17 protein-coding genes are annotated in these 14,412 nt (G+C 30.7%); 8 read left to right on the top strand and 9 right to left on the bottom strand.

Annotated elements, in window-relative coordinates; genetic code table 11:
- Positions 1-57 precede the first annotated feature (57 nt).
- From ACXIHB_RS04075 to ACXIHB_RS04055, 5 genes are all read right to left on the bottom strand, one after another.
- Positions 58-828, bottom strand: coding sequence for a pentapeptide repeat-containing protein (locus ACXIHB_RS04075; RefSeq protein WP_047789031.1), 771 nt, complete (start codon positions 826-828; stop codon positions 58-60).
- A gap of 119 nt (positions 829-947) precedes the next feature.
- Positions 948-1,220 carry an HU family DNA-binding protein gene (locus tag ACXIHB_RS04070; RefSeq protein ID WP_047789030.1) on the bottom strand — a complete coding sequence of 91 codons (273 nt, stop codon included), beginning with the start codon at positions 1,218-1,220 and terminating at the stop codon, positions 948-950.
- Positions 1,221-1,406: 186 nt separating this feature from the next.
- Entirely contained in the window at positions 1,407-2,351 is a 945-nt protein-coding gene (fmt, locus tag ACXIHB_RS04065) for a methionyl-tRNA formyltransferase (RefSeq protein ID WP_462098978.1), read from the bottom strand.
- On the bottom strand, positions 2,352-4,238 hold the full coding sequence (locus ACXIHB_RS04060; protein WP_462098977.1) for a RecQ family ATP-dependent DNA helicase: 1,887 nt from the start codon (positions 4,236-4,238) through the stop codon (positions 2,352-2,354).
- On the bottom strand, positions 4,231-4,773 hold the full coding sequence (locus ACXIHB_RS04055; protein ID WP_047789027.1) for an AAA family ATPase: 543 nt from the start codon (positions 4,771-4,773) through the stop codon (positions 4,231-4,233). Before ACXIHB_RS04055 ends, ACXIHB_RS04060 begins: the two co-directional genes overlap by 8 nt.
- A gap of 114 nt (positions 4,774-4,887) precedes the next feature.
- On the opposite strand from ACXIHB_RS04055, the gene ACXIHB_RS04050 reads away from it, so the two are divergent.
- The 6 genes from ACXIHB_RS04050 (at position 4,888) to ACXIHB_RS04025 (ending at position 9,647) form a co-directional block, all read left to right on the top strand.
- Positions 4,888-5,169 carry a DUF493 family protein gene (locus tag ACXIHB_RS04050; protein ID WP_047789026.1) on the top strand — a complete coding sequence of 94 codons (282 nt, stop codon included), beginning with the start codon at positions 4,888-4,890 and terminating at the stop codon, positions 5,167-5,169.
- 246 nt (positions 5,170-5,415) lie between these two features.
- Positions 5,416-6,273: a hypothetical protein gene (locus ACXIHB_RS04045; protein ID WP_047789025.1), complete on the top strand. Its 858-nt coding sequence runs from the start codon at positions 5,416-5,418 to the stop codon at positions 6,271-6,273.
- The gene (locus tag ACXIHB_RS04040) at positions 6,236-7,612 is read left to right on the top strand and encodes a peptidylprolyl isomerase (RefSeq protein ID WP_239180557.1); all 1,377 of its coding nucleotides are present in this window, start codon (positions 6,236-6,238) and stop codon (positions 7,610-7,612) included. Before ACXIHB_RS04045 ends, ACXIHB_RS04040 begins: the two co-directional genes overlap by 38 nt.
- A gap of 100 nt (positions 7,613-7,712) precedes the next feature.
- Positions 7,713-8,666, top strand: a complete 954-nt coding sequence (locus ACXIHB_RS04035) for an AAA family ATPase (protein ID WP_253679995.1) — start codon at positions 7,713-7,715, stop codon at positions 8,664-8,666.
- A 1-nt stretch (position 8,667) separates the two neighbouring features.
- On the top strand, positions 8,668-9,114 hold the full coding sequence (locus ACXIHB_RS04030; protein ID WP_047789023.1) for a YybH family protein: 447 nt from the start codon (positions 8,668-8,670) through the stop codon (positions 9,112-9,114).
- 149 nt (positions 9,115-9,263) lie between these two features.
- Complete coding sequence (locus tag ACXIHB_RS04025) at positions 9,264-9,647, top strand: TPM domain-containing protein (protein ID WP_462098976.1); 384 nt, start codon at positions 9,264-9,266, stop codon at positions 9,645-9,647.
- 143 nt (positions 9,648-9,790) lie between these two features.
- Here the strand turns inward: ACXIHB_RS04025 and ACXIHB_RS04020 are convergent, their stop codons facing one another.
- Positions 9,791-10,135, bottom strand: coding sequence for a winged helix-turn-helix transcriptional regulator (locus ACXIHB_RS04020; RefSeq protein ID WP_462098975.1), 345 nt, complete (start codon positions 10,133-10,135; stop codon positions 9,791-9,793).
- 134 nt (positions 10,136-10,269) lie between these two features.
- On the opposite strand from ACXIHB_RS04020, the gene ACXIHB_RS04015 reads away from it, so the two are divergent.
- Positions 10,270-11,136 carry an MBL fold metallo-hydrolase gene (locus ACXIHB_RS04015; RefSeq protein WP_462098974.1) on the top strand — a complete coding sequence of 289 codons (867 nt, stop codon included), beginning with the start codon at positions 10,270-10,272 and terminating at the stop codon, positions 11,134-11,136.
- A gap of 51 nt (positions 11,137-11,187) precedes the next feature.
- Here ACXIHB_RS04015 and ACXIHB_RS04010 read toward each other — a convergent pair whose 3' ends face one another.
- Together ACXIHB_RS04010 and ACXIHB_RS04005 are read right to left on the bottom strand one after the other, a co-directional pair.
- Positions 11,188-12,075, bottom strand: coding sequence for a 3-hydroxybutyryl-CoA dehydrogenase (locus tag ACXIHB_RS04010; RefSeq protein ID WP_047789019.1), 888 nt, complete (start codon positions 12,073-12,075; stop codon positions 11,188-11,190).
- A 150-nt stretch (positions 12,076-12,225) separates the two neighbouring features.
- Positions 12,226-13,185, bottom strand: coding sequence for a Gfo/Idh/MocA family protein (locus tag ACXIHB_RS04005; protein ID WP_073183648.1), 960 nt, complete (start codon positions 13,183-13,185; stop codon positions 12,226-12,228).
- Between the two features lie 131 nt (positions 13,186-13,316).
- On the opposite strand from ACXIHB_RS04005, the gene ACXIHB_RS04000 reads away from it, so the two are divergent.
- Entirely contained in the window at positions 13,317-13,958 is a 642-nt protein-coding gene (locus ACXIHB_RS04000) for a protein-L-isoaspartate(D-aspartate) O-methyltransferase (protein WP_047789017.1), read from the top strand.
- A gap of 274 nt (positions 13,959-14,232) precedes the next feature.
- Here ACXIHB_RS04000 and ACXIHB_RS03995 read toward each other — a convergent pair whose 3' ends face one another.
- The gene (locus ACXIHB_RS03995) at positions 14,233-14,406 is read right to left on the bottom strand and encodes a hypothetical protein (protein ID WP_156167015.1); all 174 of its coding nucleotides are present in this window, start codon (positions 14,404-14,406) and stop codon (positions 14,233-14,235) included.
- Positions 14,407-14,412: the final 6 nt, after the last annotated feature.

Genomic DNA, 14,412 nt, shown 5'->3' with positions numbered 1-14,412 from the left:
TTTATTTTTAGCGTAAGTATATTTTAACTCCCCTTATATGAGAGGTGAGCATAAAGTTTATCTTTTCATTAAATACTTATTAAAACTTTTTCCGTTTATTTTAGTGTATTTAGAGTCTATATCAAAAGCTACTTCCATTCCAGTAATATCAAACTCTCCTGATACTTTTGTGTATTTAATATTTAAGTCTTCTTCAAACTTTACATTTCTAAATGATACACCATCTTTAAATTCGGTATATTTAAAAATAGCACTTTCATTGAAAACAGAGTTTTTAAAGCTTACAAAACGGTTAAAATCTGCATACTTAAATGTAGCTGGTTCCTCAAAAGAGGTGTTTTCGAAAGTAATATCTCTATCAAATTTTGCGTACTTAAATGTTGAGTCACCTTTAAATTTAGTGTTAGAAAAGTTTGTGTTTCTCTCAAAATCTGAATATTTAAACATCGCTTTTTGTTCAAAAGTACAATCTTTAAATACAACAATATCTTCAAAATTAGCAACAAAAGTATATCCACTTTTCTCATGAGGAATGTAAGCTAAAACATCATCATCAAAAACACAATTTACAAAAGAAACTTTATTTGTAATTTGTTTTTCAACGGTGTTAGACCCTCCATTATTCCACCAACTTTTTCTTTTAGGTAATTTAGGTAACGCTTCATTCATAAAAGTAAAGTCTAATGTACCTTTAATAGTAGTGTTAGAAATTTCTATTGCTTTTCCGTTTTTAACATCTCTCATAATATCAGATGCATTTATAACTTTTTGAGCAAAAGCAGTTGAAAAGCAAAGTAAAAGTCCTGTAATAGTAACTATAATTTTCATTTTTAATGGTTTTTTAAGTTCTATATAAAAGACAACTAACTTTTGGTTTTTGTGACACTTAAAAAAAAACAGTATTTAGTTGCCTAAATACTGTTAGTATATTTTCTTAAAAGAGGATATTAGTTTACTGAGTCACTTAAACCAGCACCAGCTTTAAATTTAACTACGTTTTTAGCAGCAATTTTTATTTCTTTTCCTGTTTGAGGGTTTCTACCAGTTCTAGCAGCTCTCTTAGAAACAGACCAAGTTCCCCATCCAACTAAAGCAACTTTATCACCTTTCTTTAAAGTATTAGTTACGTTAGTAGTTAAAGAATCTAATGCAGCTTTAGCGGCAGCTTTAGAAATTCCTGCATCAGCAGCCATCGCATCGATTAAATCTGATTTGTTCATAATTTAAATAGATTTTAAAATTAATTAATATTTTTTTGCTTCAATAGCTCAACAAATATAGACGGAACGCGAGATTGTGCAAGATTTGACTTGAAAAAAATACTCTTTTGTTAATAAGTTACCTTAAATTGTTAATAACCACTCATCTTTTTTTGTTAAAAACGCTAAAACCCCATGGATAAAGGGCTAGAGAACTTTTGCATCTTTTTCGAATTGAAAACCGTTTAATAAACTCTGAACATCCATTAACTTTTTACCAGAAATTTTAATTTGATGAATATTTAAGTAACCATCTGTAACAGCAATTTTTAATTCCTTTTTAGTGGTAACGATAGCACCAACCTCAAGATTATGAGAAGTAGGATCTTTACTAACTCCGTATATTTTAGCAGAAAGTTCATCATCTCCATTTACAATAGTAGTCCAAGCAGCAGGATATGGATTTAATCCGCGAATATGATTATAAATATCATTTAAAGAGTTAGACCAATCTATCTTACAGTTATGAGGATATAATTTTGGAGCAGACTTTTCTTCTAATTCAGGTTGTTTAGTAGTTGTAACATCTCCTTTAGCAATTAAATCTAAAGTTTCAGCAACGAGTTTAGCTCCTAAGTGCATTAATCTGTCGTGTAACTTACCAACAATTTCATTTTCTTTAATAGTTACCTCACTTTGTAATATGATTTCTCCTGTATCAATTTTATCATCAATAAAGAAAGTAGTAACACCTGTTTTCGTTTCGCCATTTATAATTGCCCAATTAATAGGTGCAGCACCACGATATTCTGGTAATAGTGAAGCATGTAAATTAAAAGTACCATATTCTGGTAGTGCCCAAACGGATTTAGGTAACATTCTAAAAGCAACAACTACTTGTAAGTTAGCATCCCACTTTTTTAAATCTTCTTGGAATTCTTCGTTCTTTAAGTTTTTGGGTTGAAGAATAGGCAAGTTTTGAGAAAGTGCATATTTTTTTACAGCAGATTGATTAAGCTTACGACCTCTACCAGCAGGTTTATCTGGAGCAGTAATAACTCCTACTACATTATAATCATTCTCCACTAAATGCTGTAAAATGGTAGCAGCAAAATCAGGAGTTCCCATAAAAACGATGCGTAAATCTCTCATTTATTTTAAAAAGTATTTATTGTTTTTTGTGTGTATTTTTTCTTCGGAAAGAAGCTCTCGCAAAAGTATTAAAATGTTCGTTTCTTTTTCATTTAATAGCGAGCAGATTTCAGTAACTGTATAGGTTTTTTCTTTTTGTAAGTTAGAAAGAATATCTTTTTGGCTTATACTAGTTTTGTTTTTTCTTTGCAAACAAACATCACAGATTCCACAACTTTGAGAGCTGTGTTCACCAAAATAGGAAAGAAGTTGTACGCTTCTACAAACCGAATTGTTTTCTACAAACTGAAGTAAGTCTCTATTTTTTTGTTTTTTCTGTTTAATGTATTGTTTAATGTTTAGAGAAATTCGGTTGATGGTTTTATCATCTTCTCTAGGGTGTAAAAAGAAAAGTTCCGAATTGTTAGTAGCTTTTGTATAAGCTATTAATTCTTTTTGAGCTAACTTTTCTAAAGTATTGATTACGAACCAAGAGGTAGTACCTAGCTTTTTAGCAATGTAAAATTCATCAATTTTTACAGGGTTTTCAAAAATGCCACCATACATACGTAAAATTTGTTGGACAAAATTTTTAATTTGGGAGTTTTGATTTGTATGTGATATAACTTGTTTGCTTGAGGCTAAAAACTGAACTGTAGATTTTTGTTGGAAGCTATGATTTAATTCAATAATGCCATTATTATTGAGTATTTGAAGAGCATTGAATGTTTTATTGGGGATGAAATTATACTTATTACAAAAAGCTAAAAAATTAAAATCGAAAGCAGTTTCGATTAATTCACCTTTTGCAATTTGAAAATGTTGATATAGTTTTTGGTGAATAGTTTTTATTTCATCAATGGTTGGTAATGATTTTTCAAGTAATTCATTACTTAAAGAAATATCACTATCGTTAGTTAATACTACAGAGAAAGACTTTACTCCATCACGTCCACCACGACCCGCTTCTTGAATGTAGTTTTCAATAGAAAAAGGTAGGTTAAGATGAATAACAACTCGAACATTGGGTTTGTCTATTCCCATACCAAAAGCATTGGTAGCAACTATAATTGGAGTTTTCTCTGTCATCCAATTATCAAAAGCTAACTTTTTTTCTACAGGAGAAAGGCCTCCATGGTAAAAAGAACTTTTAAATCCATTAGCATTTAAGTAACTACTAATTTCTTTCGTTTTACTACGAGTATTTACATATATAATTGAAGGAGCTTTTGTTTTGGTAAAAATCTGATTGAGCTTACCAAGCTTGTCTTCAGTTTTAAAAATTTGATAGGCTAAATTCTCTCTAAAAAAAGATTTTTTGAAAATGGTAGGTTTTTCTAATTCAAGAGAAGAAACAATATCTGAAATTACTTTTTGAGTTGCCGTAGCTGTTAAAGCAATTATAGGGATTGTTGGTAGTAACTCTTTTAAAACAGTAATCTCTTGATAAGAAGGACGGAAATCGTGTCCCCATTCAGATATACAATGTGCTTCATCAATAGCTATTAAGTTTACATTTAGTTGCTTTATTTTTTCTTGAATAAAACGAGATTGCAACCGTTCAGGTGAAATGTATAAAAACTTAGTATTTCCAAACCGAATATTATCAAAAAGTGTAATAATATCGTCTTGTGAGCTTCCAGAAGATATTAAAGTAGCTTTTATGCCTTTATCAATAAGATTAGCAACTTGATCTTGCATTAAGGCAACTAAGGGAGAAACTACTATACAAACTCCTTCCTTAACCAATGCGGGTACTTGAAAACAAATAGACTTTCCACCTCCTGTAGGAAGTAAAGCAACAACATTGTTTCCTGTTAAAACTTCAGTAATTATTTCTTGTTGAGGTTTTCTAAAAGAAGTATAGCCCCAATAATGTTTTAATATTTGTAGCGATTTATCATACATCGTGTTTTAACGAATGTAAAATAAAATCACAGCGCTCTTGTACCGAACCAAAAGGAACATCAATAATATTATAGCCTACTTCCTCGTAAGCTTCTTTTAAAAAGGTATCTATTTTCACTGATTGCTCGAAGGTTTCATAACGTTCGTTGTCAGATTTATAAATAGCCTCCCAAGGAGCGCACATAAATACTTTATTGTATAGATATTTATTGCTTTTTTTAATAAAAACATCTGGGTAGTCAGAACCTAAATAATTCATATAAGCGTGTACATCAGGAATCCCTCTATCAAAAAAGATAATCTCGGCATCACTTTGGTGAGCTTCTAAGTACTGTTGCTCTCTTCCTTCTAATAATAGTTGGCTAAATAATAAAGGTTGCTCTAAAAAAAGTTGATCAATACCATCTTTTTGAGCTTTAAGTGTAACCTCTCTTGAAATCTCTGGCATACATTCATACCCACGTCTAATAAATTCTCTTAAAATAGAGGATTTACCTGTGCCAGGACCACCTATTAAAACTATTTTTTGTTGCATGGGGCAAAAATAAAAGTTTCAAGTTATAAATATAATAAATAGTGTAATTTTGTGCATCATCACTACATGCTTTAAATTTTTGATGAGTTTTTATAAAATAGTAATTTCTGAGTTATGCAAGATAGAGAAGCTTTTTACGCAAAATTAAAATCACAATTAGAAGATACCACAACGTTTCCAGCTAAGTATTTATATAAATTTATTGTTCCTACTGACGGTAGTCAGGAGAAAGAAGTACAAGACTTATTTAATAATGCTGGAGCAGTTATCAATACAAAAAAATCTAAAACAGGAAAATACGTAAGTGTATCAATACATATTACAGTAAAGAGTTCAAACGAAGTTATTTCGTATTATAAAAAAGCAGAGGCAATAAAAGGTATTATTTCTTTGTAAATTTATAACAAAAAAAGTTTTACACTTTCATTTTTGGATGTAGTTTTTCTTTTAAAAAAAGAAAAATTATGGCTAAAAATCTTTTACTAAGCTAAAAGTATGGCAAAGAACTTGATGCAATAAAAAAGATAAGTAATTATTTCTAGTAAGGAAAAGAATGATAAAAAAGCTATGAAACAACTATATGGTTAGAGTAAGAAAAGGGGATTAATAAAATTTAAGAATACGTTTAACCAATAATACAAAGTGAGAAAATATATTTTTTTAACAACATTATTTATAATCGTTTCATGTGATCTTGTTAGTTTAAAAACTAAAAGGGTTACGAGTGAAAGACCAATTGCTACTGTTTATAATAAACATCTATACAAAAAAGATATTGCTGGTTTATTGCCAAAAAATCTTTCACCCAAAGATAGTTTAGTTATAGTAAAAGGTTTGATTAATTCTTGGGCTAAACAAGAATTATTGTACATTAAAGCAGAAGAGAATATCTCAGAAGTAAACAGTGAAGAAATACAAAACTTAGTTAACGATTATAAAAAGAGTTTATACATTAACGGCTATAAAGAACGTTTGATAAAACAACAATTAGATACGGTTGTTACTGAGGAAGAAATAGAGTTGTATTATGAGGAAAATAAAGAGAATTTTAAAGTAAGTGAAGAACTTGTACAATTTGAATATGTACATTTTGGTAAAGATTATCTGGATAAAAAAGAAACAATAAAGCAGTTTAAGTCAGAAAAAGAAGAGGATAAAGAAGATTTAGAAAGACATTTATTAAATTTTAAATCATATCGATTACAAGATTCAACTTGGGTAACTTTTGAATATTTAAAGAAAAAAATTCCACCTTTTCGTAACGAAACGAAAGAAAACTTGTTAAAAATATCAAAATTCATACAAAAAGAAGATAGTTTAGGAGTATATTTGGTCGCTGTAAAAAATATGTTACCACAAAACGCTACGGCTCCACTGAGCTATGTAAGCGCTAGAATAAAACAGATTATTTTACATAAAAGAAAATTAGAATTAATACGAGATATTGAAAAAACGCTGATAAATGATGCAATTGAAAACAAGAACTTTAAAGAATATTAGTATAGTATTTACGTTGTTTTTAGCAGGCTTAACAACAGTTAATGCACAAGGAACAAAAGTAGATGGTGTTGCTGTGGTGGTAGGTAAAAACATTGTTTTAGATTCTGATATAGATAAGTTTAAGCAAGAAGTAGAGTTAAGAAGTGAAGGAAAAGTAAAGATATCTGACTGTGAAATGTTAGAAGAATTAATGCAACAAAAACTATTAGCTCATCATGCAATTATTGATAGTGTAACAGTATCTCAATCTGAAATTGATAGTAGAGTAGATAGAAGTATTGCTTTTTTTACACAAGAATATGGAAGTGAAGAAAAAGTGGTTGAAGCTTATGGTTTTAATGATGTTGAAGATTTAAAGAAAGAACTAGGTAGAGTTCAAAGAGAGAATTTACTAATAGAAAAAGAACAGCAAAAGATCACTGAAAATATTGACGTAACTCCAGAAGAAATTCGCATCTATTTTAAAGGATTACAAGATAAGGGAGAGCTTCCTGAAATACCAGCTGAAGTTCAATTGCAACAATTAGTAGTTAAAGCAGAACCAACAGAAGAAGAGAAAGAGCGTGTAATAAACAAATTAAAAGAAATAAAAAAAGAAATAGAAAACGGTGCAAGTTTTAAGTTGAAAGCAATTATTAACTCAGAAGATCCAGGAGTAGCTCAAAATGGTGGGAAATATGTAATTACAAAAGATAGTCCATTTATTAAAGAGTTTAAAGAAACAGCATTTTCATTGGATGTAAATCAAATCTCAGAGCCTATTAAATCAGCCTTCGGATACCATATACTTCAACTGCATAAAATTAAAGGTAATCAACGAGAAGTATCTCATATTTTAATGCAACCTGAAGTTTCTGATGAAAAATTAAATGAAACTAAAGAACAAATAGAAAAGATAGTAGCTGATATAAAAGAAGAGAAAATAACTTTTGAAGAAGCTGTAAAGAAATATTCTGAGGATGAAGAAACAAAAAATAGTGCAGGTATTATAATGAATCCTTATACTCAAGAACCAACTTTTGAGTTAACGAGAATGCCGCCTGAGCTATTCGCAAGAATTAGTGAGTTGAAAAAAGGTGATTTGTCTGATATTTTTTATGATGAAACACGAGAAGGAGAAAAAATGTATAAAGTAATCTTATTAAAAGATAAAACAGATACACATAAAGCTGATTTAGTAGATGACTATGTAAGAATGCAAGAATTTGCTCTTGCTAAGAAAAAAGAAGAAGAAATTACAAAATGGACCAAGGATAAAATCCAAGAAACTTACCTAAAATTAAGTAACGATTATAAGAAGTGTACTTTCAAGAAAGATTGGAAGAAAGAAAACAAATAAGAAATAATAAATTTAGTATATTGTCATTCCCGCGAGAGCGGGAATTTCATTTTATAAAAGTTTGTAATTAAATTTATTGAACAAAGAAAAATTTTGATTTATGTCTGACGTAACAGCAGTAAACACACTTGTAGAAAAATATAGTCAACTACAACAAGAAATAGGTAAGGTTATAATAGGTCAGCAAGAAGCTGTAAACTATACATTACTTTCAATTTTTTGTGGAGGACATTCGTTGTTAATTGGAGTACCAGGATTGGCAAAAACCTTATTAGTAAATACAATTTCTAGCGCATTAGGGTTGAATTTTAATAGAATTCAGTTTACTCCAGATTTAATGCCTTCTGATATTTTAGGAAGTGAAATATTAGATGAAACACGTCATTTTAAATTTATAAAAGGACCAATTTTCTCAAACATTATTTTAGCAGATGAAATAAACCGTACACCACCTAAAACACAAGCAGCTTTACTAGAGGCTATGCAAGAAAAGTCGGTAACTGTAGCAGGACATCATTATAAGTTAGAGCTACCATTTTTTGTATTAGCTACACAAAACCCTATTGAGCAAGAAGGAACGTATCCTTTACCAGAAGCGCAACTAGACCGTTTTATGTTTTCAATTAACTTAGAGTATCCAAGCTTTGAAGAAGAGGTACAAGTGGTAAAAAATACGACATCAATAGCTGAACAAACAGTCAACGCTATTTTTTCTTCAGAAGAAATTATTGAAGTCCAAAAGTTAATACGTAAAATTCCTGTAGCTGATAATGTGGTTGAGTATGCTGTTAGTTTAGTAGGAAAAACGCGTCCTAATTCAGATAAAGCTACTGAATTAATTAAAAAGTACATTGATTGGGGAGCAGGACCAAGAGCTTCACAAAACTTAATTTTGGCAGCCAAAGCACACGCAGCGGTACATGGAAAATATTCTCCAGACATTGAAGATGTTCAAGCGGTAGCAATTCCTATCTTATCACATAGAATTGTGAAGAATTATAAAGCAGAGGCAGAAGGAGTGACTATAAAATATATTATAAACTCTCTATTTTAAAATGAAAAAGTTTTTAAGTATTGTTTTTTTAGTGATATTATTTGCTTCATGTAAGCAAGAAGCAGCCAAAACCGTTTCAGAAGAAACAGAAAAACAAGAGATTTTATCGGTGATGAAGGCACAAGAAGAAGCTTGGTCAAATCACGATTTAGAAGGTTTTATGCAAGGGTATTGGAAGAGTGATTCATTAAAGTTTTACGGACGAAATGGAGTTACTTTTGGATGGCAAAAAACCTTAGATAATTATAAAAAAGGGTATCCAACAAAAGAACACTCAGGAACATTAACTTTTAAGGTTAATGACATTTCTAAAATTACTGAAGGAGCTTATTCAGTTATGGGGGAATATCATTTAAAAAGAACAATAGGAGACGCTAACGGCGTTTTTATGATTATTTTTAAGAAGATACAAGATGAGTGGAAAATCATAGCGGATACTTCGTGTTAAATAAAGAGAGAAAAGAAAAAGTTATAGTAATACTGCTTCTAATAATTACAGTATTCTCATGAAAAAACACAGAGAATGAGAAGGAAGTTGTTTTTTTTAATAAGTCAAAAGAAGTTGTAGAGAGTAAGTTTCCTTTTCCGATAGGTTATGTGAATGATTATGAAGATATGTTCACAAATGATGAAGAGCAAAAATTGGAAAAACTAATTGATGATTATGAAAAAGAATCAACAAATGTTATAGCAGTTGTTACTGTAAGTAGTTATCAACCGTATGATAATATTGAAGATTATTCTTTAGCGTTGGCTAATGATTGGGGAGTAGGGAGAAAAGACAAGAATAATGGCTTAACAATTGTTATCAATAAATTAAAAAGAGAAATACGAATATCTACAGGGTTAGGAACAGAAGAAACGCTTACCGATGAAATTTGCAAAAAGGTAATAGATAGTGTAATTGTTCCTGAGTTTAAAAACGAAAACTACTATAGAGGAATTGAAAAAGGAATCGGTAGTTTAATAAAACAATGGTAAAGTATTAGCTAAAAAAAGCTTCTGAAAGTATTTTCACTACTTTCTCAGCTTTTCTATTTTCAGAATAATCGTAAAAAGCTATTAGATAAACTTATAATTTAGGAAACTAGTCTTTAGTTTACTATGATGGGGTAATCATCTTTTCAGTTATATTTAGGAAAAGGAATTTTCTTATGCTCCATGTAATCAATTCCCCAAGCATGTAATGGGGCTAAAGCATTGACTAAATCATTGCCAAATGGAGTAAGAGAATATTCAACTCTAGGTGGAACTTCAGCATATATTTTTCTGCTAATAATTCCATCAGCTTCTAACTCTTTTAATTGGCTAGTTAACATCTTTTCTGAGATTGTTTCACATGCAGTCTTGATTTGTCCATACCTAAGTGGTTTTTCAACAAGCCTAGAAATGATAAATAACTTCCATTTTCCACTTACAACTTTTGTTGCATAAGTTAAAGGGCAATAATCAGGTGAAAATTTTTTCATTTTTTTTTCAATTCTATCTTTTTGGTACTAAAAAAACTAACCAAAAGGTGCGTAAGGTACAAAAATGTAACGTATTGTTTCTTGTTTAAAAGTGCTTTAGTTTCGTGGCTTTATAAGAAAAAAAACATATAAAAATGAAGAAACGTTATCAATTGCTACTCGTAATTTTAACCATGATTAGTGCGTGTAAAACAACTAATAAAACAAGAAGAGAAAACACAACAAAACTGGAATATATACGACAGGCTACGGTGTTTTTAGAAGTAAATTCAAAAAAAATATTAATAGACCCTGTTTTGTCAGATAAGGGAACACAAGACCCAATTCCTTTTTCTAATGATAAACGGATTCCTATGAATGATTTACCGATACCTAAAAATAAAATTATAGAACAAGCCGATGCTGTTTTGATAACGCATTACCATCCAGATCATTTTGATGCTGATGCTGAAAAATTACTTCCTAAAAACATACTTATTTTTTGCCAACCTTTTGATGTAGAAAAATTAAAATCAAAAGGATTTACAAACTTACAAAGCATAGAGCAGGTTGTAAATTGGTCTGGAGTATCGATAAAACGCTACGAAGCACATCATCATGAAGGAGCAACAGGAGCAATGCCTTTTGGCGAATCATCTTCTTTTTCTTTAACATTTAAAGAAGATACAATATTTATTACAGGAGACGCCGTTTTAGATAGTCTTTTAAAGAATGCTTTGAAAATTGAAAAACCTACTCATATTATTGCAAATACAGGGGAGTGTACTTTTAGCAAGCCAAACCCTGTTTTAGAACCAGGTAAACATATGACGTTAACTAAAGAAGAATTACTAAGGATAGCTGTTGAGAATAAGAAAGCTATTTTAATAGCAATTCATATGGACGCAATAAATCATTGTGGATTAACGAAAGAGGAGCTTCGCTTATTTTTAAAAGAGCAAGAAAAATCTATTCAAGATAAAATTGTAATCCCTAATGAAGGTGAAGTATTACAAATATAAAACAAAAAGAAGCCTTTTGGGCTTCTTTTTGTTTTATATTTTTCTTAGTTTTTAAGAAAACATCTTCGCAACTTTCTCTGCTTTTCTACTTTCTGAATAATCATAAAAACCTTCACCAGATTTAACACCTAATTTACCAGCTGCAACCATGTTTACTAATAACGGACATGGAGCATACTTAGGGTTTTTAAATCCATCATACATTACGTTTAAGATAGATAAACAAACATCTAACCCAATAAAATCGGCTAATTGTAATGGTCCCATTGGATGTGCCATTCCTAATTTCATTACGGTATCAATTTCAGCAACACCAGCAACACCGTTGTATAACGTTTCAATACTTTCGTTAATCATTGGCATTAAAATACGATTGGCAACAAAACCTGGGTAATCATTTACTTCAACAGGAACTTTATTTATTTTCTTAGTTAAATCAACTGTAAAGTCCATTACTTCATCAGAAGTGTTGTATCCTCTAATAATTTCAACCAATTTCATAATTGGCACAGGATTCATAAAGTGCATTCCAATTACTTTTTCAGGTCTATTGGTAGCTGCTGCAATTTGAGTAATTGAGATTGATGAAGTGTTGGTAGCTAAAATAGTATCCTCAGCACAAGCTTCATCTAAATCTTTAAAAATCTTAAGTTTTAAGTCAATATTTTCAGTAGCAGCCTCAACAACTAAACTAGTATTCTGTACACCTTCTTTAATAGAAGTGTAGGTCGTAATATTGTTTAAGGTATTATTTTTATCGTCTTCAGTAATTTTTTCTTTCGCTACCATTCTATCTAAGTTTTTAGTAATGGTTGCTAAACCTCTATCTAAGGCAGCTTGCGAAATGTCGATAAGTTGAACATTGTATCCAAATTGAGCAAACGTATGCGCAATTCCATTTCCCATTGTTCCTGCTCCAATTACGGCGATATTTTTCATGTTGTTGTGTTTTGGTATTTATATGGGCGTTCCCCTATGGGGCGGGCTTTCCGCTACAATCTTTTTTGGTGTATTCTTCGCTTTACTCAGAATAACAAAAAAGGATTTTCACTGCAATCCCTAACGCGGTTGTTACTTATTTACTTTATTCTAAAAACAGTCTATAATCTGATGTGCTACACGTAAAGCCTCAGTACCTTGACGTAACGAAACAATAGGCGTAGTATTATTGTGAATAGCATCTGCAAACGATTCTAATTCATCTAAAATAGCGTTGTTAGCTACTACTTCAGGATTATCGTAATAAATTTGCTTTTTAACACCTTCAGCATTCTGCAAAATCATAGCAAACTCATCAGGTTTTTCTGGTACGTCTTTCATTCTAACAACTTCTGATTGCTTTTCTAAAAAGTTTACTGAAATGTATGCGTCTCTTTGGAAAAAACGGCTCTTACGCATGTTTTTCATCGAAATTCTACTTGCTGTTAGGTTCGCAACACAACCATTTTCAAATTCAATACGAGCATTAGCAATATCAGGAGTTTCTGAAATTACTGATACACCACTTGCATGCACACTTTTTACTTTTGAGTTTACAACCGATAAAATAATATCAATATCATGAATCATTAAATCTAAAACTACAGGTACATCTGTTCCTCTAGGATTAAATTCAGCCAAACGATGTGTTTCAATAAACATTGGCGTGTCAATCAAGTCTTTTACAGCCATAAAAGCAGGGTTAAAACGCTCTACATGTCCAACCTGTCCACGTACATGGTATTGACTAGCTAAAGTTCTTATAGCTTCTGCTTCTAATACAGTATTGGTAATAGGTTTTTCAATAAAAATATGTTTTCCTTTCTCAATAGCTTGTTTAGCACAATCAAAATGAGAAAGTGTTGGAGTAACGATATCGACTACTTCAACAGCATCAATTAACGCTTCTACTGAATCGAATAATTTATAGCCAAACTCATCAGCTACTTTTTGTGCGTTTTCTGTAAAAGGGTCATAAAACCCTACTAATTCATATTTTTCTGATTGTTGTAACAAACGCAAATGGATTTTTCCTAAGTGACCTGCGCCTAAAACTCCAGCTTTTAACATAAGTGAAAGATTATTAGTTATTTGATTGGTTTGTTGAAAAAGAAATGATTTCTACAAAAAATCAACGCAAACAAAGATACACTTTTATACAGATTTATTACTACTTTTATCCTCCTGAAATTTTATAATTAGTGAGAGATACAACCAAACACCAAGGACTTAGAAATCAATTAGCAAACGTTTTAGAAGCAAAAGGAATTAATGACGAGAGAGTATTAAAAGCTATCAGAAAAATTCCAAGACATTTGTTTATGGATAGTAGTTTTGAAGCGCATGCGTATCAAGACAAAGCTTTTCCTATTGCTGCTGAACAAACAATTTCTCAGCCTTATACAGTAGCGTTTCAATCACAAGTATTAGAAGTAAAGCCAGGAGAAAAAGTATTAGAAATAGGAACTGGATCTGGATACCAAACGGCAGTATTATTAGAATTGAATGCTGTGGTGTATTCAATAGAAAGGCAACATGAGTTATTTAAAAAAACTTCAATGTTTTTACCAAGACTTGGATATAAGCCAAAAAGGTTTATTTTTGGTGATGGTTACAAAGGATTACCAGAAGAAGCTCCTTTTGACAAAATTATTGTTACAGCTGGAGCACCGTATGTGCCTAAAGCATTATTGGCGCAAATTAAAGTAGGAGGTAGGTTGTTGATTCCTGTGGGGGATCAAGAGCAAGTAATGACACTTTTTATAAGGAAATCACCAAAAGAATTTGAAAAGCATGAGTTAGGTGATTTTAGGTTTGTGCCAATGTTAAAAAAGAAAAATTAATCATTAAAACTAAATTATATTATGAAGAAAGAGAATGAAACAAAATATTACGTTATTACATGTGTAGGAATCATGTTGTTATTAGTAATGGTGTTTGCCTTTGAAAAAGGTGCTCTGTTAGGAGAAATTATAGCAAAGTAAAAAGCTAACACACATAAGATAAGCTCAAATCCTTTTCTATTTTAGAAAAGGATTTTTTGTTATGAGAAAAATCAAAATAAAAAAATCCGCCTAAAAAAGCGGATTTATTGAATTTGAATAAAGAAACATCAACTTATTCAGCGATTGCTATTTCAGTTGCATCTGCAACTACTATCTCTTGTTGTTGATGTTGTTTTTGTTTGTTTTGATTAGTTTTTGCTAATCCACAAGGACTAGTACTTCCGCAAGAAGAAAAACCTAATAAACTAACAGTACAAATTGCAATAAATACTACTTTTTTCATCATTATTCC

This window comes from Tenacibaculum sp. IMCC1, from assembly GCF_054906355.1.
The sequence above is the reverse complement of the archived record's forward strand: the minus strand, read 5'-3'. Positions and strand labels throughout refer to the sequence as shown.